The organism is Aeromonas sp. sif2416, from assembly GCF_019218665.1.
In the GTDB taxonomy this organism is placed as follows: Bacteria; Pseudomonadota; Gammaproteobacteria; order Enterobacterales; family Aeromonadaceae; genus Aeromonas; species Aeromonas encheleia.
Genome location: NZ_JAHUXC010000001.1, coordinates 621,659 through 643,632, shown reverse-complemented (window position 1 = coordinate 643,632; position 21,974 = coordinate 621,659). Strand labels below are relative to the sequence as shown.

Below are 21,974 nucleotides of genomic sequence, written 5' to 3'. Positions count from 1 at the left end.
GGGCCTTCTCGTTTTCCCTCTGCATTCACCCCTGTCTGGCCGCCGGACGCGCCTCCGCGGGCGCCTCGGCCGGGGCCTGATACCAGTGCTCTCTGGCCACCAGCACCGCCTGCTCCGGCTGGGCGATGAAATTGGGGGACATGATCTGCACCCCGAACTCGTTGAACACATCCTGGATATGGCCATGCAGTTCCGTCTTGGCCACCGCGGGCAACAAGCCGTCCTTCATGCGCACCTGCAGCTCGTACTCCACATACCAGTCCTGCAGGTTGAGCTGACGCACCAGCGGTGGCTCGGCCTGATTGAGCTGCTGGCAGCGCCGCGCCGCCAGCTCCAGCATGGCGTGCACCTGACGCCAGGGGGTGTCGTAGCCGATGGTCACCTTGGTCAGCAGGGCGACCCCCTTGTCCCCCGCCAGCCGCGTGAGATTGGTCACCCTGCCGCCGACCACCACGGCATTGGGCAGGGTCACCTCGTGATCTTGGCGCGTCACCAGCTTGGTCGAGAGCGCATTGAGCTCGGTCACCATCCCCTCCACCTCGCCGATCTGAACCAGATCGCCGGGCCGCAGGGCGCGGGAGTAGATGAGCACCAGACCGCTCATGGCATGGTTCATGATCCCGGCCGAGCCCAGGGTCACCATCAACCCGAAGAAGACGCTGATCCCCTTGAAGGCGTCGGAGTTGGCGCCGGGCAGGTAGGGATAGGCCACCGTCAGGGCGAACAGCCAGATCACCACCGAGAGCAACCGCCGGGTGGCACCTATGGTCTCGGCGTGCAGGCCCTGCACCCGGAACTGACCGCGCTCGATGCGATCGAACACTATGGCCAGCATCCGGATGAAGAAGCGGGTAATGACGATGATCAGCAGCACAGTTACCAGCCCCGGCATGGCCGAGATCATTCCCTCCAGCATGTCGCCGCACAGGGTGAACAGGGAGTCTCCCAGCCGCTCGCTCCAGGCCCGCGTTTGCGGAAAGAGCCCCAGCACATAGGTGAGCCAGCCATAGGTGAGCGCGAAGATCAGCAGCAGCGTCAGCAGACTCAGCAGGCGAGCCTCGACATTGCCCGCCACCTGGCGCCACTGATGGGGGATCAACCCCCTCTGCAACAGCAGGCGGTTGGCGAGCCACTTCTTGACCAGCCGCAGCCCCTTTTGCAGCAGCCAGACCAGGCCAAAGAAGAGGGCACTGGCCAGCAGGGTCTTGCCGACGGCCTTGAGCAGATAGGGGGCTGAATGCAGCTCCAGATACTTGATGCGGACCTCATCCAGGCGCAGCCGGACCCGCTCGGCCGCCTGATCCAGCGTCAACTCATCGAACTCGTCCAGATCGCCGGCCAGCAGCACCAGAATGCGCTTGCCGTTCACCATGAACTCCCGGCTATCCTGGCCGACCCGAGTCCCCTTGGCCAGGGTGACGGGCGAGTTCAAGTCGCCGGGCGCCATGGCCTGGAGCCGTTCATGGACCAGCCGCACCCTGGCCGCCCCATCCAGGCTGCCATACTTGGTCTGCAACATGACGATGGGCTCATGGAGCAGGATCAGGGTCTGTGACCTCTCCTGTTCGGTGGGCGCCATCCTGGGCTCTGCCGCCCAGCCGATCCTTGCCGACAACAGGCTGACCAGCAGCAGCCCTCCCCATAACAGACTCATCCAGCATGGTCTTTTCATCGCTAACTCATCTCCTTGAGCTGTGACATCCGAATCCCTTTTCCCCTTTGATTTTACAGAAAGAAATTCATCGTGCGCGGTTTATGACCAGCCAATGAACCGAGGCTGTACCGGAATGTCAACACTCTGATTGCAGTCTTGCGCTGACGTAATATGCTGTCATCATGCACCAGAAACTATGGGTGCAAGTCAGTGTGTGACCTTGCAGCCTCGATTGGAGACATTAATGATACCTGATTACATACTTACCTACGTTGCCCTCGGGATATTGGTGTTTGTCGTTCTGGTCATGTTCTACGGTGTAATCGTTATTCACGATATCCCGTATGAAATTGCCAAACACCGCAATCATCCCCATCAGGATGCGATTCATGTGGCGGGCTGGGTTAGCCTGTTTACCCTGCATGTGCTCTGGCCCTTCCTCTGGATCTGGGCCACGATTTATCGCCCCGATCGGGGTTGGGGTTTCAATCAGCGTCTGGAAAAAGACGAGAATGAGATCTCCACGCTCAAGCAAGAACTTGCCGCATTGCAAGCCCGTATGGCAACGCTCGAACAGACCGAAAAGTAGGTAATATTTCATGGACTTGCTACTCATTCTTACCTATACAGCCATCTGTGTAGGGATTTTCAAGATCTTCAAGATCCCGCTCAACAAGTGGACAGTGCCGACGGCCGTGCTCGGTGGCGTCTTCATCATAGGGGCGCTCATCGTACTGATGAACTACAACCATCCCTATTCTGAAATGTCGCGCAACTACTACGTCTCCACCCCCATAGTGCCTCTGGTGAAAGGCCGCGTCAGCGAAGTTGATGTCAAGCCCAACCAGAAAGTCAAAAAGGGAGATGTGCTGTTTCGCATCGAGTCAGAACCCTTCGAGCAGAAGGTCGCCAGCCTGACGGCGCGGCTCGACTCCAATCAGGATTTCCTCAAGGCACTCGGTGCCAGACTCCGTTCAGCCAGCCTGGATCGCGATCGTGCCCTGGAACTGGTACGCCGCGGCATCGGCAAGCAGCGTGACCTCGACGTCACCCAGGCCAACGTGGACGACATCGTCGCCCAGCTGGATCAGCAAAAAGCGACCATCAATGATCTGCAGGCACAGCTCAACGAGGCCAAGTACGCGCTGGAGCAGACCGTGGTCTACGCCCCGAGCGATGGTCACGTCGTCCAGCTGGCGCTGCGCCCCGGCATGATAGCGACCCCCTACATGTATCGCCCTGTGATGACCTTCATCCACGAGGACGATACCTCTTATGTCGGCTGGTTCTGGCAGAACAGCATGCAGCGACTGGCGGTCGGCGATGAAGCCGAGGTGGTGATCGACGGTATCCCAGGCAAGATCTTCAAGGGTGAGGTACAAGCCGTGATCCCCGCCATCGCCTCGGGTAACGTGCAGGCCAACATAGGTTTGCTGGATCAGACCTCAGCCCAGGTGCCGGGCCGTCTGCCTGTCCTCATCAAGATCACCGACCCCGAGTGGTCCAAGTATCAGGTGATCGCGGGCTCGAGTGGTCAGGCTGCCATCTACACCGATTATTTCCACCATGTGGCCATCATGCGCAAGATTCTGCTGCGCATGGGTAGCTGGCTCAACTACCTGTTCCCCTTCCACTAAGCAAGATTGCACTCTCTCGGCGGGCCAGAATCATTCTGGCCCGCTTCCTTTGGCGGCGAGACGCCCGTCACCACCTGCCCATATCACTTCTGCCCTCTCACGCCTACCCGCTGCATTTTGGCGGCAAGATCCCTATAATGGCGCCATCCCGTACCGACCAGCCTCCTCATGTTCGTTCTCAGACCCTATCAGACAGACGCAGTCAACGCCGTCATCCAGCACTTTCGTCAACGTCCGGATCCCGCCGTGGTGGTATTGCCAACCGGCGCCGGCAAGAGCCTGGTGATCGCCGAGCTGGCCCGCAAGGCCCGTGGCCGGGTGCTGGTGCTGGCCCACGTCAAGGAGCTGGTGGAGCAGAACCACGCCAAATACGAGGCCTGGGATCTGCGCGCCGACATCTTCGCCGCCGGGCTGGATCGCAAGCAGGCCAGCGCCCAGGTGGTGTTCGGCTCGGTGCAGTCGGTGGCCCGCAACCTGGCTGCCTTCGATGGCGCCTTTTCGTTGCTCATCATCGACGAGTGCCACCGGGTCTCGCTCGATGATGACAGCCAGTACCATCAGGTGATCGGCCATCTCAGAGCCACCAACCCGGCCCTCAAGATCCTCGGCCTCACCGCCACCCCCTACCGGTTGGGGCTGGGCTGGATCTACCGGCGCCACTATCACGGCATGGTGAAGAGCCACGGCGAGCGGCTGTTTGGCGACTGCGTGTTCGAGCTGCCACTGCGCTACATGGTGAAGAATGGCTACCTGACCCCGCCACGGCTGATCGATGCCCCCATAGTCCACTACGACTTCAGCAAGCTGGTGCCACGGGAGAACGGCCTGTTCAGCGAGGCGGATCTCAATGGCGAGCTCAAACGCCAGCAGCGGGTCACCCCCCATATCCTGAGCCAGGTGCTGGAATACGCCGCCGATCGGCAGGGGGTGATGATCTTCGCCGCCACCGTCGAGCACGCCCGCGAAATCCAGGGCCTGCTGATGGCAAAAGAACAATCTGCGGCCCTCATCACCGGCGAGACCCCGGGCCCGGAGCGGGATGCCCTCATCCACGCCTTCAAGGCGCGGGAGATCAAGTTTCTGGTCAACGTGGCGGTGCTCACCACCGGCTTCGATGCCCCCCATGTCGATCTCATCGTGATGCTGCGCCCCACCGAATCGGTGTCGCTCTATCAGCAGATCGTCGGCCGCGGCCTGCGCCTGTCGCCGGGCAAGGCCGATTGCCTGGTGCTCGACTACGCCGGCAACAACTTCAACCTGTTCGCCCCCGAAGTGGGGGAGCCCAGGCCCCATGCCGGCACCGAGCCGGTGCAGGTACCCTGCCCCGCCTGCGGCTTTGCCAACACCTTCTGGGGCAAGACCGACGAGGATGGCAAGGTCATCGAACACTACGGCCGCCGCTGTCAGGGGCTGTTCGAGGATGACGAGGGCAACCGGGAGGAGTGTGACTACCGCTTTCGCGCCAAGATTTGTCCCGCCTGCGGCGCGGAGAACGACATCGCCGCCCGCCGTTGCCAGAGCTGCGATCAGTTGCTGGTGGATCCGGACGACAAGCTCAAGGAGGCGCTCAATCTCAAGGATTGCATGGTGATCCGCTGCGCCGGCCTCGCGCTCGCGGCTGGCCGGGGCAAACAGGGGGAGCGGCTGGAGGTCACCTACCACGATGAGGACGGCCTGACCCTGACCGAATACTTCGGCTTTCACTCCCCGGCCGCACGGCGCTTGTTTCAACAGCACTTTGTGCGTCATCATTGGCCCGCCCCGGGCCTGGAGCCCGAATTCACCACCCTGGACAGCGTGCTGGCGGCCGACACCCAGTTTCGTCATCCGGATTTTGTCATCGCGCGCAAGTCCGGGCGCTTCTGGCAGGTGAAAGAGAAAATTTTTGATTATCAGGGTCGATACCGTACCGCGGACACCCTGAGTTAGTGCCCGCTTCTTGCTGGCAGCTGAGAGAGCGAGTCATTGACTACCAGGGCCGATGTCGTACCGCGGACACCTTAGTGAGTGCCTGCTCCAGGCGAGCGGGTGAGGGAGTAAATGGTTGGTTATCAGGGTTGGCATCGCACTGCCGACCCCTTCGTCAAGTTAGAGGATCTTATGCAGCGGCTGTTGATTGGTTTTTGTGCTCTGTTTTCCATGGTGGCCCACGCCACCCCGCTGACCCCGCCCAAGGGGGGCCAGTACGCCATCATAGTGCAAGGCAACGGCGGGGTTGAATTCGCCCGTCACGCCGACGACATGATAGCGCCCGCCTCCACCATGAAGGTGCTCACCGCCCTGGCCGCCCGCCTCGAACTCGGCGCCGACTTCCGCTTCGCCACCGACGTGCAGGCCCAGCCCGGCGCCAAGCAGGGTGACGTCATCAATGGCGATATCTGGATCAACTTCGTCGGCGATCCCACCCTGTCACGGATGGATCTGGTGGCCCTGTTCAAACAGCTCGGAGTCACCCGCATCCAGGGCAATGTCTACGTCAACACCGGCGCCTACAACGGCTACGAGCGCGGCAACGGCTGGTCCTGGGGGGATCAGACCCTCTGCTTCGCGGCGCCTGTCTCCTCCGTCATCATCGACAAGAACTGCGCCTATGGCACCATCACCGCCACCCAGATTGGCAAGCCGGCCATCGGCAACGTGGCCACCGGCGTGCCCATCGGCATAGGGGCCGACAACGTGGAGGTGATGAGCTATGGCGACATGGCGCGCCAGTTCTGCGCCCTGGAAGTGGACATGGCCAAGGGCAACTTCTATGAGCTCAAGGGCTGCATCAGCCCGAGCAAGGAGCCGCAGGGCCTGCGCTTTGCCATCCACGACGTGGAAGCCTGGGGCTGGGACAACATCCGCTGGGCCATGAACCGCGCCGGGATCAGCCACGACGGCCTGCTGCGCGTCACCCACAAGGCACCGGTCGGTGCCGAGACCCTGGCCACCCACTACTCCGTCTCCCTGCCCGTCATGCTGAGCAAGATGCTGAAGAGATCGGACAACCTCTACGCCGACACCTTCCTGAAGACGGTGGGTCGCCACTATTACAACAAGCCGGGCAGCTACCGCAGCGGCACCATGGCGGTGCGCGCCATCCTGACCAAGAACGGCATCGATCTCGGCAACGCCACCCTGGCCGACGGCTCGGGCCTCTCCGCCCACAACCTCATCAGCGCGCGCCAGATGCTGTCGGTGCTGAACTTCATCCAGAAGAATGATGCCGAGCTCGACTTCATCAAGTTGCTGCCCAGCGCACAGGTCGACGGCACCCTGGCCTGGCGCCGCAGCGTCACCGCCCCCATGATGAAGAACAAGGTGCATGCCAAGACCGGCACCATCACCGGCACCTCCAACCTGGCCGGTTTCATCGACACGGCGAGCGGTCAGCGCAAGGCCTTCGTCATGTTCCAGCGCGGTCTGTCCCAGGATCCGGCCACCCATGAACGCTACCGTGCCAGCAAGGCACCCTGGCCCTGGACCGGATTTGAGAAAGGAGTGCTGGAGAGCATCTACCAGCAGCAACCCATCCAGATTGCCGAGCAATAAATCGGGCTGAGCCTTGCCAGCAGCAACCCATCCAGATTGCCGAGCAACATTCGGCTGGCTATCGAAGATGCCGAACATGGGTATCGGCAATTTCCACTTTGACTGACCCTGAGGCGGGGCTATGCTGTGCCCTGCCTCATATCACGGAGAAAAAAGATGTTTGTAGAAATTTTTGGTCGTCCCGGTTGCCCCTATTGTGTCCGTGCAAAGCAGATCGCCGAGCAGCTGGTCGAAGAGCGTGACGATTTCGAGTTCCGCTATGTGGACATCAACGCCGAGGGTCTGACCAAGGACGATCTGGCCGCCAAGGCGGGCAAGCCCGTCACTACTGTGCCGCAGATCTTCCTGGATGAGCAGCACATCGGTGGCTGCACCGATTTCGAGGCCTATGCCAAGGCCAATCTGGGCCTCTGATCCCAGCATCATCTGCATATAAAAAAGGCGCCCTCTGGCGCCTTTTTGCATCATGGCCACCGCCGCACTGGCTCAGTCCAGCGGGGTGAAGCGGCTCACCACCGCCCCCTGATGCTCGATCCACTCCATGAACATGCCGACGGGGCGGGCATAGACGGCCCCATCCTGCTCGGACTGATAGATGACCAGCGACTCCTGGGTTTCGGTATGAGTGGCCAGGGTGAGAACCCGATAATGGCCTCCCTTGAAGTGACGGTAGCGACCGGGTGCGGGTGCGCGCATGGCAATGCCTCGATGAGATGATGAAAAAGCCCGTCGGACGAAGTCCCGAGACGGCCAGGACCAGGGGCTGACGCCGGTTTCCTGATCCAGCCAATCGTGCCAGATGGGATGAATATTTCAATACACTAGGGCGGCCTGGTGAAAGCATTCCTCATCTTTCACTGGTTTCTCGCCAGACAGACAAACGATCCTGCTGAAATCAACAAATTGGTCACCCTGTTTGATAGTGAAAAATCAGGGATTTATTCCAGAAATAAGATTGTTCTAGCATTCAATTCTGTGAAGAATAGGGGCAAAGAAATTAGATACTAAAACTCGCTTTCTGCCAACGCGCCCCCAGGGGAAGGAATCACGCTCACCATGTTCACTATCGACAAGTCGCACAAGCTCGACGATGTCTGCTATGACATCCGCGGCCCGGTGCATAAAGAGGCTCGCCGTCTCGAAGACGAAGGCCACCGCATCCTCAAGCTCAATATCGGCAACCCGGCCCCGTTCGGTTTCGATGCACCGGAGGAGATCATCAAGGATGTGATCCTCAACATGCCCCAGAGCCAGGGCTATTGCGACTCCAAGGGGCTGTTCTCCGCCCGCAAGGCGGTGATGCAGTATTACCAGCAGAAAGGGATGCGCAAGGTCGACATCGATGACATCTACATCGGCAACGGCGCCAGCGAGCTGATCGTGATGGCCATGCAGGCGCTGCTCAACAACGGCGACGAGATGCTGGTGCCCTCCCCCGACTATCCGCTGTGGACCGCGGCCGTCACCCTCTCCGGCGGTCATGCGGTGCACTACCGCTGCGATGAAGGGGCCGACTGGCATCCGGATCTGGACGACATCCGGGCCCGCATCACCCCGCGCACCCGCGGTCTGGTGCTGATCAACCCGAACAACCCGACTGGCGCCGTCTACGGTAGCGAATTCCAGCTGGAGCTGATCGAGATCGCCCGCCAGCACAACCTCATCATCTTCGCCGACGAGATCTACGACAAGATCCTCTATGACGACATCTCCCACACCAGCGTCTGTACCCAGTGTGACGATGTGATGGTGGTGACCTTCAACGGCCTCTCCAAGGCCTACCGTGCCTGTGGCTTCCGCCAGGGCTGGATGGTCATCACCGGCCCCAAAGGCCGTGCCAAGGGCTATATCGAGGGGCTGGAGATGCTGGCCTCCATGCGGCTCTGTGCCAACGTGCCCATGCAGCACGCGATCCAGACCGCGCTCGGTGGCTACCAGAGTATCAACGAGCTGATCCTGCCGGGCGGCCGGCTGCGTCGCCAGCGGGACAAGGCCTGGGAGCTGCTCAACGAGATCCCGGGGGTCTCCTGCGTCAAGCCCAAGGGGGCGCTCTACATGTTCCCGCGCCTGGATCCCAAGGTGTACGACATTCGCGACGATCAGAAGATGGTGTTCGACCTGCTGCAGCAAGAGAAGCTGCTGCTGGTGCAAGGCACCGGCTTCAACTGGCCGGCGCCGGATCACTTCCGGCTGGTGTTCCTGCCCCGTGAAGAGGAGCTGGAAGAGGCCATCGGCCGCCTCGCACGCTTCCTCAGAGGCTACAAGCAGTAAGCCCCCGTGCTTCACAACAAAGGCTCCCGAGGGAGCCTTTTCTATTGCGCCCATCCCTGGGCCACACCAACAAAAAAGCCCCGTCTGTGACAGACGGGGCTTTTTGCAGGCCGGGAGCGGGAACCGCCCCGGCCCAGGGTCGGCTTACAGCTCGACCACGTCGAAGCGCACGTCCGGATTCACATCCGCATCGTAATCCACCTCGTCCAGGCCGAAGCCAAACAGGCGCAGGAACTCCTGCTTGTAACCGGTGTAGTCGGTAAGCGTGGACAGGTTCTCGGTGGTGATGGAGGGCCAGAGATCGCGGCAGGTCTGCTGCACGTCGTCACGCAGCTCCCAGTCATCCATGCGGATGCGGGCCTGCTCGTCCAGCACCAGCTCCTCGCCATAGAGGCGGGTGCGCAGCATGCGGTCGACCTGCTCCATGCAGCCTTCGTGGATGCCCTTCTCCTTCATGATCTTGAAGGCCATGGAGATGTAGAGCGGCATCACCGGAATGGCGCTGGAGGCCTGGGTCACCACGGATTTGAGCACGGCCACGTGAGCGGTGCCGCCCTTGGCCTTGAGATCGCCACGGATGGCGGTGGCGGCGCGGTCCAGATCTTCCTTGGCGCGGCCCAGGGTGCCATGCCAGTAGATGGGCCAGGTCAGATCGGTACCTATGTAGGAGTAGGCAACGGACTTGGCGCCGTCGGCCAGCACGCCCGCGTCACGCAGGGCCGCCATCCACAGCTCCCAGTCCTGACCGCCCATGACGGTGATGGTGTTCTGGATCTCTTCCTCGTTCGCCGGCTCGACGGTGGCGGTGATGATCTGATCCTTGTTGGTATCGATGGCGGTGGTGGTGTAGGTCTCGCCGATGGGTTTCAACGCGGAGCGCACCACTTCACCGGTATCCGGCATCTTGCGTACCGGCGAGGCCAGGGAGTAGACCACCAGATCGATCTGGCCGAGATCGGCCTTGATGAGCTCGATCACCTTGGCGCGGCACTCGTTGGAGAAGGCATCGCCGTTGATGCTCTTGGCGTACAGGCCGGCCTCTTTGGCCGCCTTGTCGAAGGCGGCGGAGTTGTACCAGCCGGCGGAGCCCGTCTTGGTCTCGGAGCTCGGCTTTTCGAAGAAGACGCCAATGGTGGCGGCGCCGGAGCCGAAGGCAGTGGCAATGCGCGAGGCCAGGCCGTAACCGGTGGAGGCGCCGATCACCAGTACCTTCTTGGGACCATTCTCGATGGTGCCCTTGGCCTGGGTGTAAGCAATCTGGCGACGAACATTGGCTTCACAACCGACCGGGTGAGTGGTGGTACAGATAAAGCCGCGAACCTTGGGTTTGATGATCATAGGGGGTCTCGACACCGTTAAATGAATGAAATCGGGGCATAAGATACCTCATTGTGGCCCGTTATGGTGCTCTGATGTGTTGAACTGCCTGGAAAACCGGCAAAGTGCCGTCGCCCGCCGCGAAAAATGAAAAATCCGTTGGTGCAAGACAACACCCTCAACCCAATCGGGTGTATCAACCTCAGCGACCTGGACACTACCCAGTGCGAAAGCCGTTTAAAGAGGGGTAAAAGGCCGGTGAATCAACAGCAGGCCCAGTGATAGCACCGGCCTGATAAAATACCTTTTGGCCAATGGCCACCCCTCGCACCACTACCACACCACCGCGAGCAGCTCCCCCGGCAGGATGAAGCTGTGTCTGCCAATAGTGGCAGCGCGATGGTCTGGGTACGCCTCGGCATAGTCTTGGCCAGGGCCACCAGCTGGCGTTCCAGCTGCTTGACCTCGGAGGCCAGCAAGCGTTCCTGGTCGGTCAGCACACGGACCTGCCCGGTACCGGCTTGCTGTTCAGCGCGCAGTTGCGCCAGCTTGTCACGGGAGAGCACGCTGGCCAGTTCGAGCTGGGTCAGGGCATCGGCGGATTGATTGAACTGCGCGATAAGTTCCTACTGCTGGCTTAAGCCATCCAGCGTTTGTGCCAGGCGGGCGGTTTCGGCGGCGGTCTCATCGGAGATGGGGCCCAGCTGCTGCACCTCACCCGCCAACGCGGCCAGATCCTCACGGCCGGTGACCTTGGCCGCCAGTTCTAGCGCGAGTTTGAGGGTGGTAGCAGTGGACATGAGACATTCCTGAGAGATTCAGATATGCCCCATGGTAAAGGGATGGCAAAATGGAAGGGTTTATGGCCGATTAGTAGAAATCAACATGACTAACATTTCGATTATAAAAGAAAACAATTACTTAGTTTTTTCGTATCAACCAGAGATGGGCATTGAATGGATTAATGAACGCCTTGGTAATAAGGAGCCAGTAATTATAAAGCGTTCTCTTCATGTCACGATAGACAACGTTTACAAACCACCTGAAGATTCATTCTATCCAATCCATGAAGACTCTCTACTAATAAAAGCAGGCACTCTCAATAAAGAAAATTACTACCAATTAGATGGCAATATATTTAATCTAACCAACCGAGTGTTCATACATCGTGACTGCGACATTACTGAAAAGCATTTTATTCTTTTAGGGAGATTTTCATTATTTAAGAAATTATCAAACATAGCGCGCACCGATGTTTATATCGGAGGGGAGAACAAAGACGCCATCCCATTCAAAGAATACAGAACTCTCACAAACAGAATTCCAAATCGTACTGAAATCAATCATTACATCGACGCCAGAATAAATAGCACATTCAAAGATCATATAGAATCAAAAGTAGACTTAGAAGAACGTTACAATCGTTTTTTAGACAAAAAAATAAACACCGCCGCTATCAATAACTTCCCGAGCTTAAATCAATATGAAATTGATAAATATAATTTAATTAGAAGCACCCTCAAGGAAATGCTTGATGACTCGCTAACTTATAGCGAGCACCAATGGCAGGATAAAATACTAGAAATAATAATATTATTGTATCCAAAGTATATTTCCGCATTCAAGGAAGTCAGTGTAAAAAACATTTACACTGACAAGAAAAAAAGAATTGATATAATGCTTGTCGATACATCAGGCTTTGTTGATATTATAGAAATAAAAAAACCATTTGATGATTGTTTACTAAGGCAAGCAACATACAGAGATAACTATATACCTGCTCACGGTCTCGTCGGTACAATAATGCAGGTCGAGAAATACATATATCTACTCAGCAAATCAGGCCTAGCCATTGAGCAAGAGCTAACTAAAAAATACCAAAATCAAATCCCTAACACTTTAAGCATAAAAGTGGCCAATCCACAGGGGATGATTATCATGGGGCGGGAAAACACTATGACACCAGAACAAAAAAGCGACCTTGCAATTATAAAAAGAAAATATAAATCCATAGTTGACATCATTAGCTATGATGAATTGCTGTCTAGATTAGATATTACGATCTCACAGCTAACTTCAAAAAAAGAAAACCATTGATAGAATTAAAACGGCGGGTTTCCCCGCCGTTTCTACTTCCCCATCGTCATGCCGTCTCCGGTCGGTCCACATAGAAAGGTGCGTCTTCGCCATCCAGGGCCAGCAGCTCCAGCTCGATCTCGATGGGCTTGTCAATGAGGAAGTCCACCGCCTTCTTGGGGGCCAGGCTGGCACGGGGCACCGTCAGGATGATGGACTCCCCACCGATCACACTGCACCCGTCCAGGGTCAGCTTGGCCTTCACCTCCGGCTGCACATTGCCGGCGATACGTGTGCCGGTGACGGCGTTGTAACTGCCGCTCACCGTCACCGGACCACCGTCTGCCACCGCCCCCGCCTTGGTGGCGTGCAGCAGCCCCAGGGCATAGTTGATCTCGAAGTCAGTACCCAGCACCAGAGCAGTGGCGCCCTCCTTCACCACCAAGCCGGTGGCCGAGAGGTTGGTCTTGCCCAGGCTCACCCACTTGAGGTGCGCCGGCAGAGTCAGCGCCATCTCGGTCAGCGTCCCCACCCCCTGGTTGATGGGACTCTCCAGCCCCATAAAGGTGGGACCAGCGGGATCTCGCTGGTCTTGATGGTGACAGTGGCGGGCTTGGGTACGAAGTAGGTGCCACGCCATTAATTACATGTTCTTCACACATATTAATTACAAATTTAAAGTTTCATTTTCAAAAACATTAATATAACTTCGCAGCATCTAGGCATCAATTAAAGGGTTGACACAGGACCCTCGCCTGGGTATTTTTTTGCTCCTGCATATTGTTATGCAGCACTTTAAATGACTGTGACTTGATGTTTTAAGGAGATGAGATGGCAATCATAGACTCAACAACTCAAGAGTTCCAACGCTTTATTAATAACGGCGGCTCACTGACATTTACCGTTGATGCTCGCGATATCTCTGTTAGTGATTTCGAAGAGCTTGATAGCATCAAGCCAATTCTCTGCAGTGGCTTCGAAATCCCTCCGTCTCTCGTCATTCATGACCCGCTGGAGAAGACGGTGATACATAAATATGGCGACGAGTGGACTAAGATAGTTGAGGAAATATATAGCCGAGGTGGGCGCATTGTTTACCAAAAGCAGCCCTCTGGCCAATTCCTTGCTACATGCACCATCCCTGCCAACGCCTGATATAAAGATTCTCTGGTTATTTAAAGTAAAACCCCGCCATGGCGGGGTTTTACTCGATGTGAGCATCACCACTCTGAATATCCAAACAATCCAGGCTGATACCGGGGCCCGATCAATTGCCACTGCTCCACCACTACCGCATGGGTTTAGGGCAGCCCATGTTGGCGACCCCATTTCGCTATATTGCGACTGTTGAACTCATCCCGGATAGCCCTATCTCGCAACGCCATCTTGGGATGCGCCCCGCTGGGAATGTAATCAACGCGCCCCCCATACAGTGCACCTCTGCCAGCACCGGCTCACGGGCTGGGGCAAGCAATAGGTACAATATGACGCAGGGCCGCGCGACCGGGCCGATAGCCCGAATGTGATAGTGGATGGACTGACATTTCGATTGTATTTTGTACTGTTTTTCCCACATAGCCCCGTCACTACTCTGGAGCACCTTGAAGTGATGGGCTGTATGAGAGCCACCGCACAGGCAAACCGGCTGGCAACGCCAGAACACCTTCATAAACTGTGGCAATCTGTCATGAAGCGGCTCGCCGCAGCGACTACTGTTTCAGATACCCGATGCAATCAGCAAGTCACCTGCCCAGGCTTGGTTGTGCAGGCACCGCATTCAAGGAGGAGTCCATGTCACGCATTCTGGCCATCTGCCTCACCAGCCTGATTCTCACTGCCCCGCTGGTTACCCAGGCCGCCGTCTATCAATGCACCGTCAACGGCCGCGTCAGCTTCAGCGACATCCCCTGCAGCGGTGACGCCAAACCCATGGACTTGCGCGTCTACACCCCACCGGTCGAGGCGGTGGCAGAGGCCAGCAAGCAGACCCAGGAGATAGAAAAAAATCTGGCCGACAGCCAGAAGCAGCGCCAGATTGCGACCCTGCGCGCCGAGATGGAGGCCAAACAGCAGAAGATGAAAGGTGAGATCGCCAGGTTCAACGGGGCCACGACATCCCAGACCGGCGAGCCACGCTCCGCCGCCGAGATACAGTCCCTGACCCGCCGCCATCAGAGCGACATGGAGGCCCTGAACAAGCAGATCACGACCCTTCAGCAGCAGAAATAGGTAGGCTCAGGTGCCAACGTCGGCGCCTGAACCTGCAAACTGGAATGAAAAGGGGGAGCCAAGGCTCCCCCCTTGCTACTCCCCTCAATACTGGGTTTCGAAAGCGGCCTCGGTGACCCCGGCCGGCAGCGCCAGGGCGCCGGGCGTGGTCTTGCTGACCACCAGCCTGCTGGCCAGGGTGAAGGTCAGCGGCTCTATGGCCGACACCTCGCTGGACGGGGCCACATACAGCTTGTAGGTCCCAGGCTCGATGACCCACTCGCTGTTGAGGTTGTCGAAGCTGGCCAGCCAAGTGGCCGGGATCTCGAAGCTCAGCGTCTCGCTTGCCCCCGCCGCCAGCAGGCCGGTCTTGGCGAATGCCTTGAGCTCGATGGCCGGCTTGCCGAGGGTGCCCGCCGGCGCGGCCACATAGACCTGGGCGGCCTCCTTGCCCGGTACATCGCCACTGTTGTACACCGTCGTCGTCAGGCTCAGCTTGCCCCCTTGCTCGGTGAGGCTGTTGGCCGTGATCGCCATGTTCTTGTAGTCGAAGCTGGTGTAGGAGAGTCCATAGCCAAAGGGATAGCTCACCCCCTTGCCGAAGGTCGCATAGTAGCGATAGCCGACATAGATGCCTTCGTTGTAGTAGTGGGTATCTATGGTGCCATCACCGTCGGTGTCGGTACCTGGGAAGCCCTTGGACGAGGGCACATCTGTGTAGCTGAGGGGGAAGGTCTGGGTCAGCTTGCCGCTGGGGTTGACGGCCCCCGACAGCAAGTCGGCCACCGCATTGCCCGCCTCCTGCCCCGGCATGTAGGCCAGCAGTATGCCGTCTACCTTATCCTGCCAGGCGCTGGTGTCCATGACGCCACTGATGTTGAGCACCACCACCACCTTCTTGCCCTGGCCGTGGAAGGCGGCCGCGACGTCGTCGATCAGGCTCTGCTCCACATCCGACAGCTGGTAGTCGCCCTTCAGGTTCTGGCGATCCACCCCTTGCATGGAGTTGCGGCCCAGGGTGATGACGGCGACGTCATTGCTGGCGGCGTAGGCGCCGATGTCGCTCGGGCTCAGCGCCGGCTCCGGGCAGCTCACCACGGTGGAGATGCCACCGAAGTCGCTCGATGTCTTGTTCGCCTCGAAGAAGCTGCGATAGAACTCCTTCAGCCCGGCATCAACGGCGAACTGCTGCGCCAGCCCGTCCACCATATTGACGGTATGGGCCGCGTTCACATCACCACTGCCGGCCCCACCTTTCAGCGTGTTGATCTGGGTGATCCCGAAGGAGGCGACCTTGCTGCCCTTGGTCAATGGCAGACTGGCCTGGCTGTTTTTCAGCAGCACCATGCCGTCGCTGGCCGCCTGCCGGGAGAGGCGAGCATGGCCGTCGAGATCCGGCGCATTGCCGGCCACATAGCCCTGGTTCGATGGCATCTTCAGCACCTGGGTCAGGATCCGCACCGCCCCCTGCGCTATGGTATCGGCGCTCAGATCCCCGGCGGCATAGGCCTCCTGCAGGCCGGTCAGGGCATCCCCGTAACCGTATGGCAAGGCCGGTCCACCCGGTTCAATCAGGTCGTTGCCCGACTTGATCATCGCGGCATAGCTGCCGTCCCCCGACCACCAGTCGCTCATGACGAAGCCCTCGAAGCCCCATTCGCCCCGCAGCACAGCGGTGTTGAGATCGGCCCACTGCCCGGTGTAGGTGCCGTTGACCTTGTTCATGGCGGTCATCACCGCCCAGGGGTTGGCGTGCTCCTCCGCGTATTGGAAGCCCCGCAGATAGATCTCCCGGATGGCTCTTGGGGAGATGATGTTGTCCACGATGGAGCGCGAGGTCTCGGCATTGTTGGCGATGAAGTGCTTGATGGTGGTCCCCACCCCCTGGACCTGCGCCCCCGCCACCTCGGCGGCCCCCATCACCCCGGACACCAGCGGATCCTCGGAGAAGTATTCGAAGTTGCGGCCGTTGAGCGGGTCGCGCTGGATATTCATGCCGGGAGCGAGCCAGACATCCAGCCCGTACTCCTTGATCTCGTTGCCGATGGCGGCCCCCACCTGCTTGACCAGGGCCGCATCCCAGGTCGAGGCCAGCAAAGTGCCCACCGGGAAGGCCGTGCCATAAAAGGTGCCCGCTTCCCCGTCCCGGGTCGGCGTGATGCGCACCCCGGCAGGCCCATCCGCCAGCTTGCTGGCCGCGATGTCCAGACCCGACTCGGCGTTGTATACCCCGTTGATGTAGCCCACGCTGCCGGGCACATCGCTCTTGAGGTTATTCAGGGCATCCTTGTTGGCCACGAAGGCGCCATTGGCAAACACATAGCCAGGCCCCACCAGCATCCCCAGCCGCTCCTCGGGCGTCATCTTCTGCACCATCCCCTCGGCGAGGGCGCGGTAATAGGCGTTATCCTTGTTGACCTCCGTCTTGGCGCTGGAGCTGTTGTCATTGCATCCTTGCGCCACCAGGGCCACTGCGATGGCAATGGCAACCCCACTCCATCTGTTGAGGTTATTATTATGTTTCATATGATTCCCTTTCATTCCATGTTCAGGTGAACAAACAAGCCAGAATAGCCTGTGCAGCGTAGCGCGAAGACAAGGGCGCCCGCTTTGCATCCGGGAGCGGGAATTGTGCATGGCGGTGGTGATATTCAATATCACCACCGCCATCACAGCGTTACATTTGGTTACAACAACAGACGTTAAGTTTCACTGCATTTGATCTGACGCGCAGTTATCTCACCGGGAAGATGCCTTAATCGCGCAGCGCAGCAGGATGCTGCCTGGCCAGCACAATAATACTTATCAGGCATGAAGGGACTTATATGGGGAAGAGCGTTTCCAATATTATCGCCAGATCGACGCTGCATTTCCTGCGCGAAAATGGCGTTAATACCGATGCCATCCGTGCGCAGTGTCAACTCAGCCAATATGAGCTGGATAAGAATGATGGCCGCATCTCGGACAAACAGCATCTGCGCTTTATTAGAGAGACGGAGCCATATGATTTCCTGTGGCAAGAGCGCATGCGCCAAACCGATGCAGATGACCAGATCATCAGCGGGGCCTACGCATTATTCCCGGAGCTGGTGGGTTATTGCCTCAATCAGAAAAATGCCGAGGAGGCAGTGCTCGGCTATATCCGCAACCGGGTCATCATCGGCAACTGCGACAACTTCGTCCTGCGCAAAGAGGGGGAGCATCTCGCCATCGGCTATGTCGAGGAGTCAGGCATGCCGCAGCGCAACTACTCCGCCATCGGCAACTTCATGCTGCTCAGGGCCCTCGTCCGTCTCTATGCCCCTACCACCGAGAGCGTCGTTTCCCTGCGCGGGAGCGATGAGCGCGGGCGCAAGCGGCTCGATGATGCCTTCGGCTGCCACTGCCAGTTTGGGCAGGAGGCCAACATCATCTATTTCAAGGGGGCCGATCTGGCCAGCCCGGCCGAGACCTATCTGCCCCTGCTCAACAAGAATCAGCACCAGCTGATCACCCGCAAGGTGGCGGCGCTGGAACATGAACAGGGTTTTTCATCCCTGATCTATTCCCTGCTCGATGAGGTCATCGAGAATGACCATATCCAGGATGAGACCAGTTTCATGGATCATATTTGTGCCGTCATGGGCATGAGTCGCTGGACCATCAATATTCGCCTCGGTCAGGAGGAAACCAATCTCAGCCTGCTATTAAAAAAGGTACGAATAAATAAGTCCTGTCGCTGGCTGGCCGAAACCAACCTGAGTATTCAGGATATCAGCGAACGGCTGCGTTTCTCTTCCCTCTCGGTATTCTCGCGGTTTTTCTCGACCCATATGGGTTCTTCTCCCCTGCACTATCGGCGCCGGCTCGGTCAGCGGATCTGATGGGCCTCATATAAATAGATCTCATGTAAATGGGTGTGACGCCGATAATCTCGCCCCCAGGCCTGCAATCATATTCCGAATGGCACCACAATTGTGGGGTGCCAATTGATGCGTATTTATGGCTGCATCCTGCATGACCGGGAGATCACCCTGTGATTATCCGACCACGCAGGGGCTAGCCGATATTCAAGTCTCCTCGCCCAATAAATTAATCGGCACTGATAATTAAAAATACAAAAAGTTCACCGTGATTCGAGTAGGGTTCATGGGATAGCGATGCTATTGTTAATTTACTCAGATTACGGTCAGTCTGTCATTCAAGGGTCTCATGGAGGAGCTCTGTTATGTTCTGGAAACGCACAACCAGCAAGGAAGCGAGTGAACAGGCGGCAAGAGTGATGGAGCTGGGGGCCTTCGAACAAGCCATCCAGTCCCAGGTTCCCTACATCCAGTTTACCCCGGCGGGCATAGTCACCTTCGTCAACGATCTGTTCCTGAAGATAGTGGGCTTTCAACGGGAGGAGCTGATCGGCAAGCACCACAGCGCGCTCTGTTTCCCGGAAGACATCAAAACCCGTGAATACGAGAGCCTGTGGCAGGATCTGCGCGGCGGCACAGCCCGCAATGGCCGCTTCATCCGCCAGTCGAAGTCCGGCAATGCCGTCTGGCTGGAGGCCACCTACTTCCCCATCATGATCGACGGCCGGGTGGCCAGGGTCGCCAAGGTCGCCTCCGATGTGAGCCCGCAACAAAGCTCACTGGAGCGCACCCAGGCCCTGCTGGCAGCGCTCGACAAGTCACTGGCGGTGATCGACTTTCAACCGGATGGCACCGTCATCACCGCCAACCAGAATTTCCTCCACTGCTTCGGCTACCGGCTGGAGGAAGTGGTCGGCAAGCACCACCGCCAATTCTGCGATCCCGAGTTTTATCATAAGAACCCCAACTTCTGGCGGGATCTGGGCTCGGGCAACATCAAGTCAGGGCTCTTCATGCGGTTGGGACGCCATGGCGAGAAGATCTGGCTGGAGGCGACCTACAACCCCATCTTCAACCACGAGGGCAAGGTGGTAAAAATCATCAAGCTGGCGAGCGACATCACCGAGCGGGTCGAGAAATCCATCTCTACCCGTGAGGCGGCCCAGAAGGCCTGCGCCATCGCCAGCGAGACCGTCTCGAGCGCCGCCAAGGGGCGCGAGGTGATCGACAAGGTGCTGGAGACCTCCCGCCACATCAACACCTCGGTCAACGAGGTCAGCAAGCAGATAGATCTGCTCAATCAGCAATCCAAGAGCATCGAGTCCATCATCTCGACCATCAGCGGCATCGCGGATCAGACCAACCTGCTGGCACTCAACGCCGCCATCGAGGCGGCCAGGGCCGGGGAGCAGGGCCGGGGCTTTGCGGTGGTCGCGGACGAGGTGCGGCAACTGGCCGCGCGCACCTCTAGCTCCACCAACGAGATCGTCTCGGTCATCAAGCACAACTCCGACATCACCTCGAAGATCACCCAGACCGTCTCCATCGTCTCCGACAAGGCGGTGGCGGGACAGGAGCAGGCCAACATCGTCTCCAGCGTCATCAAGGAGATCATCGAGGATGCCAACTCGGTCTCAGACACCGTCAAGAGCCTGTCCATCTAAGCGCTGGTCACAACAAAACACGGGGCCTGTCCCCGTGTTTTTGTTTGCTGACTGGGCTAGCCGTTATTCAGTTCGCGACTCAATCCTCCCCCTGCAGGTAGCGCCTGGCATCCTCGTCGGCCGATGCCAGGGCCGCCTCCCACAACTCGGCGATGCGCAGCCCCTCCTCGCCCACTGCCTCCTCCTCCAGCGCCTCCAGCGCCCTCGCATCGGCCAGGGTAAAGGGATGGTGGGTCAGCAGCGTCTGCGCCCTCGCCAGTAACATCATGCTGTTCATCGCTCGGCTCCTCACTCTCTGCACGCTTGCGCCATGCGGCCACACTGCTACTCAAAATGTAGCCAAGGTAGCCAACAAAGGGCCGCTGACCAGCTCAGTCTGCGCGATGAACAGGGGACAAAGCCCGGGCCTATGACGATGCCTCTGCCGCAGGCCTAAGCCACGACACCGGCCTGGGCACGGTCACCTTACCGGGACAAGATCAGGGAAAAAGGAGGGAAAGGGGCACGACGCCCCCCTAAATTGGCCATCCGAATAATAACCATGCGGCCTTCCGGTTGTCTAAAGGCACCTAAAATCAGATAATACGGTCGCCTTCATACCGGATAACCCATCTCCCATGACTGAGTACCTGCTTTTACTGGTCGGCACTGTCCTGATCAACAACTTCGTGCTGGTGAAGTTTCTCGGCCTTTGCCCCTTCATGGGCGTCTCTGGCAAGCTGGAAACCGCCATCGGCATGGGACTGGCCACCACCTTCGTGATGACGCTGGCCAGCGCCTGCTCCTATCTGATGGAGCACTATATTCTGATCCCGCTGAACATCGCCTACCTGCGCACCCTCGGCTTTATCCTGGTGATCGCGGTGGTGGTGCAGTTCACCGAGATGGTCATTCGCAAGAGCAGCCCGACCCTCTATCGCCTGCTCGGCATCTTCCTGCCACTCATCACCACCAACTGCGCCGTGCTCGGCGTGGCGCTGCTGAGCATCAACGAACGCCACAACTTCATGCAGAGCATCATCTACGGCTTCGGCGCGGCGTGCGGCTTCTCGCTGGTGCTGATCCTGTTTGCCGCCATGCGCGAGCGTCTGGTGGCCGCCGATGTGCCCACCCCCTTTCGCGGCGTCTCCATCGCCATGGTCACCGCCGGGCTGATGTCGTTGGCCTTCATGGGCTTTACCGGCCTCATCAAGATATAGCGCTATGACCCATATACTCTTTGCCATCCTGGTGCTGGCCCTGCTGGCCCTGGCCTTCGGCCTCATTCTGGGCTTCGCCGCCGTCAAGTTTCATGTCGAGGCGGATCCCATCGTCGATCAGCTCGACGCCCTGCTGCCCCAGACCCAGTGCGGCCAGTGCGGCTATCCCGGCTGCAAGCCCTACGCCGAGGCGCTCGCCAACGGCGATCAGATCAACAAGTGCGTGCCCGGTGGCGATGCCACCATGCGCAAGATAGCCGACCTGATGGGGGTCGAGCCCCAGCCGCTCGGCGGCGGTGACGAGGCGGCGGTGCCCATCAAGAAGGTGGCCTTCATTCACGAAGACAGGTGCATAGGTTGCACCAAGTGCATCCAGGCCTGCCCGGTCGATGCCATCCTCGGTGCCACCAAGGCGATGCACACCGTCATCGTCAGCGAGTGCACAGGGTGCGATCTCTGTGTCGACCCCTGCCCGACCGACTGTATCGAGATGATCCCGGTTCCGACCACGGTCGATAACTGGAAATGGGATCTGGCCAAGGTCACCATTCCGGTCAAGATAGTGGAGTAAC

Annotated in this window: 21 protein-coding genes; 13 read left to right on the top strand and 8 right to left on the bottom strand. The window is 58.6% G+C overall.

The genetic code is table 11. The features are described from left to right. Window positions 1-25 precede the first annotated feature (25 nt). Window positions 26-1,654 (bottom strand): mechanosensitive ion channel family protein, encoded by a 1,629-nt coding sequence (locus KW821_RS02905; protein WP_218290363.1) that lies wholly within the window; start codon window positions 1,652-1,654, stop codon window positions 26-28. 244 nt (window positions 1,655-1,898) lie between these two features. Between KW821_RS02905 and KW821_RS02900 the strand changes: the two genes are divergently transcribed. The 5 genes from KW821_RS02900 to KW821_RS02880 all read left to right on the top strand — a co-directional run bounded on the left by KW821_RS02900 (window position 1,899) and on the right by KW821_RS02880 (window position 7,239). After that, a complete protein-coding gene (locus KW821_RS02900) occupies window positions 1,899-2,243 on the top strand; it encodes a DUF3302 domain-containing protein (RefSeq protein WP_126623294.1) in 345 nt (114 codons plus the stop codon). 10 nt (window positions 2,244-2,253) lie between these two features. After that, on the top strand, window positions 2,254-3,291 hold the full coding sequence (locus KW821_RS02895; RefSeq protein ID WP_042654522.1) for an HlyD family secretion protein: 1,038 nt from the start codon (window positions 2,254-2,256) through the stop codon (window positions 3,289-3,291). A gap of 168 nt (window positions 3,292-3,459) precedes the next feature. Continuing rightward, complete coding sequence (locus KW821_RS02890; RefSeq protein ID WP_218290362.1) at window positions 3,460-5,220, top strand: DEAD/DEAH box helicase; 1,761 nt, start codon at window positions 3,460-3,462, stop codon at window positions 5,218-5,220. Between the two features lie 171 nt (window positions 5,221-5,391). After that, window positions 5,392-6,825: a D-alanyl-D-alanine carboxypeptidase/D-alanyl-D-alanine-endopeptidase gene (gene dacB / locus KW821_RS02885; RefSeq protein ID WP_042654520.1), complete on the top strand. Its 1,434-nt coding sequence runs from the start codon at window positions 5,392-5,394 to the stop codon at window positions 6,823-6,825. 156 nt (window positions 6,826-6,981) lie between these two features. Then, on the top strand, window positions 6,982-7,239 hold the full coding sequence (locus KW821_RS02880) for a GrxA family glutaredoxin (protein WP_218290361.1): 258 nt from the start codon (window positions 6,982-6,984) through the stop codon (window positions 7,237-7,239). Between the two features lie 72 nt (window positions 7,240-7,311). Here the strand turns inward: KW821_RS02880 and KW821_RS02875 are convergent, their stop codons facing one another. Continuing rightward, window positions 7,312-7,521, bottom strand: coding sequence for a DUF1653 domain-containing protein (locus KW821_RS02875; RefSeq protein WP_218290360.1), 210 nt, complete (start codon window positions 7,519-7,521; stop codon window positions 7,312-7,314). Window positions 7,522-7,881: 360 nt separating this feature from the next. Here KW821_RS02875 and KW821_RS02870 point away from each other — a divergent pair, with 360 nt between their 5' ends. After that, entirely contained in the window at window positions 7,882-9,096 is a 1,215-nt protein-coding gene (locus KW821_RS02870) for a pyridoxal phosphate-dependent aminotransferase (RefSeq protein ID WP_042654517.1), read from the top strand. Between the two features lie 144 nt (window positions 9,097-9,240). On the opposite strand, the gene fabV is transcribed toward KW821_RS02870, so the two are convergent. Then, window positions 9,241-10,434, bottom strand: coding sequence for an enoyl-ACP reductase FabV (fabV, locus tag KW821_RS02865; RefSeq protein ID WP_218290359.1), 1,194 nt, complete (start codon window positions 10,432-10,434; stop codon window positions 9,241-9,243). Window positions 10,435-11,039: 605 nt separating this feature from the next. Beyond that, the gene (locus tag KW821_RS21640) at window positions 11,040-11,213 is read right to left on the bottom strand and encodes a hypothetical protein (protein WP_256353275.1); all 174 of its coding nucleotides are present in this window, start codon (window positions 11,211-11,213) and stop codon (window positions 11,040-11,042) included. Between the two features lie 85 nt (window positions 11,214-11,298). Here KW821_RS21640 and KW821_RS02855 point away from each other — a divergent pair, with 85 nt between their 5' ends. Next, window positions 11,299-12,510 carry a Shedu immune nuclease family protein gene (locus KW821_RS02855; protein WP_218290358.1) on the top strand — a complete coding sequence of 404 codons (1,212 nt, stop codon included), beginning with the start codon at window positions 11,299-11,301 and terminating at the stop codon, window positions 12,508-12,510. Between the two features lie 46 nt (window positions 12,511-12,556). Here KW821_RS02855 and KW821_RS02850 read toward each other — a convergent pair whose 3' ends face one another. Then, on the bottom strand, window positions 12,557-13,051 hold the full coding sequence (locus KW821_RS02850; protein WP_256353274.1) for a hypothetical protein: 495 nt from the start codon (window positions 13,049-13,051) through the stop codon (window positions 12,557-12,559). 269 nt (window positions 13,052-13,320) lie between these two features. Between KW821_RS02850 and KW821_RS02845 the strand changes: the two genes are divergently transcribed. Further along, window positions 13,321-13,644, top strand: coding sequence for a hypothetical protein (locus KW821_RS02845; RefSeq protein WP_218290357.1), 324 nt, complete (start codon window positions 13,321-13,323; stop codon window positions 13,642-13,644). Window positions 13,645-13,790: 146 nt separating this feature from the next. Here KW821_RS02845 and KW821_RS21895 read toward each other — a convergent pair whose 3' ends face one another. After that, window positions 13,791-13,922, bottom strand: a complete 132-nt coding sequence (locus KW821_RS21895; RefSeq protein ID WP_218290440.1) for a Mor transcription activator family protein — start codon at window positions 13,920-13,922, stop codon at window positions 13,791-13,793. Window positions 13,923-14,280: 358 nt separating this feature from the next. Here KW821_RS21895 and KW821_RS02835 point away from each other — a divergent pair, with 358 nt between their 5' ends. Continuing rightward, a complete protein-coding gene (locus KW821_RS02835) occupies window positions 14,281-14,718 on the top strand; it encodes a DUF4124 domain-containing protein (RefSeq protein ID WP_042654512.1) in 438 nt (145 codons plus the stop codon). A gap of 84 nt (window positions 14,719-14,802) precedes the next feature. Here KW821_RS02835 and KW821_RS02830 read toward each other — a convergent pair whose 3' ends face one another. After that, window positions 14,803-17,223 carry a glycoside hydrolase family 3 protein gene (locus KW821_RS02830; RefSeq protein ID WP_218290356.1) on the bottom strand — a complete coding sequence of 807 codons (2,421 nt, stop codon included), beginning with the start codon at window positions 17,221-17,223 and terminating at the stop codon, window positions 14,803-14,805. A gap of 500 nt (window positions 17,224-17,723) precedes the next feature. Between KW821_RS02830 and KW821_RS02825 the strand changes: the two genes are divergently transcribed. Both KW821_RS02825 and KW821_RS21890 read left to right on the top strand, forming a co-directional pair. Continuing rightward, window positions 17,724-18,560, top strand: coding sequence for an AraC family transcriptional regulator (locus KW821_RS02825; protein ID WP_218290355.1), 837 nt, complete (start codon window positions 17,724-17,726; stop codon window positions 18,558-18,560). Window positions 18,561-18,904: 344 nt separating this feature from the next. Beyond that, window positions 18,905-20,203 (top strand): methyl-accepting chemotaxis protein, encoded by a 1,299-nt coding sequence (locus KW821_RS21890; protein WP_218290354.1) that lies wholly within the window; start codon window positions 18,905-18,907, stop codon window positions 20,201-20,203. Window positions 20,204-20,282: 79 nt separating this feature from the next. Here the strand turns inward: KW821_RS21890 and KW821_RS02815 are convergent, their stop codons facing one another. Continuing rightward, window positions 20,283-20,480, bottom strand: a complete 198-nt coding sequence (locus KW821_RS02815; protein WP_218290353.1) for a hypothetical protein — start codon at window positions 20,478-20,480, stop codon at window positions 20,283-20,285. 340 nt (window positions 20,481-20,820) lie between these two features. Here KW821_RS02815 and rsxA point away from each other — a divergent pair, with 340 nt between their 5' ends. Together rsxA and rsxB are read left to right on the top strand one after the other, a co-directional pair. After that, a complete protein-coding gene (gene rsxA, locus KW821_RS02810) occupies window positions 20,821-21,402 on the top strand; it encodes an electron transport complex subunit RsxA (protein ID WP_042654507.1) in 582 nt (193 codons plus the stop codon). Between the two features lie 4 nt (window positions 21,403-21,406). Next, window positions 21,407-21,973, top strand: a complete 567-nt coding sequence (gene rsxB, locus KW821_RS02805) for an electron transport complex subunit RsxB (protein WP_042654506.1) — start codon at window positions 21,407-21,409, stop codon at window positions 21,971-21,973. The last annotated feature ends 1 nt before the right edge of the window (window position 21,974 follow it).

What these genes read in the sequence shown, in the direction of transcription:
- KW821_RS02905 (WP_218290363.1), bottom strand. Translation starts at nt 1,654, where the DNA reads ATGAGTCTGTTATGGGGAGGGCTGCTGCTGGTCAGCCTGTTGTCGGCA.
- KW821_RS02900 (WP_126623294.1), top strand. Translation starts at nt 1,899, where the DNA reads ATGATACCTGATTACATACTTACCTACGTTGCCCTCGGGATATTGGTG.
- KW821_RS02895 (WP_042654522.1), top strand. Translation starts at nt 2,254, where the DNA reads ATGGACTTGCTACTCATTCTTACCTATACAGCCATCTGTGTAGGGATT.
- KW821_RS02890 (WP_218290362.1), top strand. Translation starts at nt 3,460, where the DNA reads ATGTTCGTTCTCAGACCCTATCAGACAGACGCAGTCAACGCCGTCATC.
- dacB (WP_042654520.1), top strand. Translation starts at nt 5,392, where the DNA reads ATGCAGCGGCTGTTGATTGGTTTTTGTGCTCTGTTTTCCATGGTGGCC.
- KW821_RS02880 (WP_218290361.1), top strand. Translation starts at nt 6,982, where the DNA reads ATGTTTGTAGAAATTTTTGGTCGTCCCGGTTGCCCCTATTGTGTCCGT.
- KW821_RS02875 (WP_218290360.1), bottom strand. Translation starts at nt 7,521, where the DNA reads ATGCGCGCACCCGCACCCGGTCGCTACCGTCACTTCAAGGGAGGCCAT.
- KW821_RS02870 (WP_042654517.1), top strand. Translation starts at nt 7,882, where the DNA reads ATGTTCACTATCGACAAGTCGCACAAGCTCGACGATGTCTGCTATGAC.
- fabV (WP_218290359.1), bottom strand. Translation starts at nt 10,434, where the DNA reads ATGATCATCAAACCCAAGGTTCGCGGCTTTATCTGTACCACCACTCAC.
- KW821_RS21640 (WP_256353275.1), bottom strand. Translation starts at nt 11,213, where the DNA reads ATGTCCACTGCTACCACCCTCAAACTCGCGCTAGAACTGGCGGCCAAG.
- KW821_RS02855 (WP_218290358.1), top strand. Translation starts at nt 11,299, where the DNA reads ATGACTAACATTTCGATTATAAAAGAAAACAATTACTTAGTTTTTTCG.
- KW821_RS02850 (WP_256353274.1), bottom strand. Translation starts at nt 13,051, where the DNA reads ATGGGGCTGGAGAGTCCCATCAACCAGGGGGTGGGGACGCTGACCGAG.
- KW821_RS02845 (WP_218290357.1), top strand. Translation starts at nt 13,321, where the DNA reads ATGGCAATCATAGACTCAACAACTCAAGAGTTCCAACGCTTTATTAAT.
- KW821_RS02835 (WP_042654512.1), top strand. Translation starts at nt 14,281, where the DNA reads ATGTCACGCATTCTGGCCATCTGCCTCACCAGCCTGATTCTCACTGCC.
- KW821_RS02830 (WP_218290356.1), bottom strand. Translation starts at nt 17,223, where the DNA reads ATGAAACATAATAATAACCTCAACAGATGGAGTGGGGTTGCCATTGCC.
- KW821_RS02825 (WP_218290355.1), top strand. Translation starts at nt 17,724, where the DNA reads ATGCGCCAAACCGATGCAGATGACCAGATCATCAGCGGGGCCTACGCA.
- KW821_RS21890 (WP_218290354.1), top strand. Translation starts at nt 18,905, where the DNA reads ATGTTCTGGAAACGCACAACCAGCAAGGAAGCGAGTGAACAGGCGGCA.
- KW821_RS02815 (WP_218290353.1), bottom strand. Translation starts at nt 20,480, where the DNA reads ATGAACAGCATGATGTTACTGGCGAGGGCGCAGACGCTGCTGACCCAC.
- rsxA (WP_042654507.1), top strand. Translation starts at nt 20,821, where the DNA reads ATGACTGAGTACCTGCTTTTACTGGTCGGCACTGTCCTGATCAACAAC.
- rsxB (WP_042654506.1), top strand. Translation starts at nt 21,407, where the DNA reads ATGACCCATATACTCTTTGCCATCCTGGTGCTGGCCCTGCTGGCCCTG.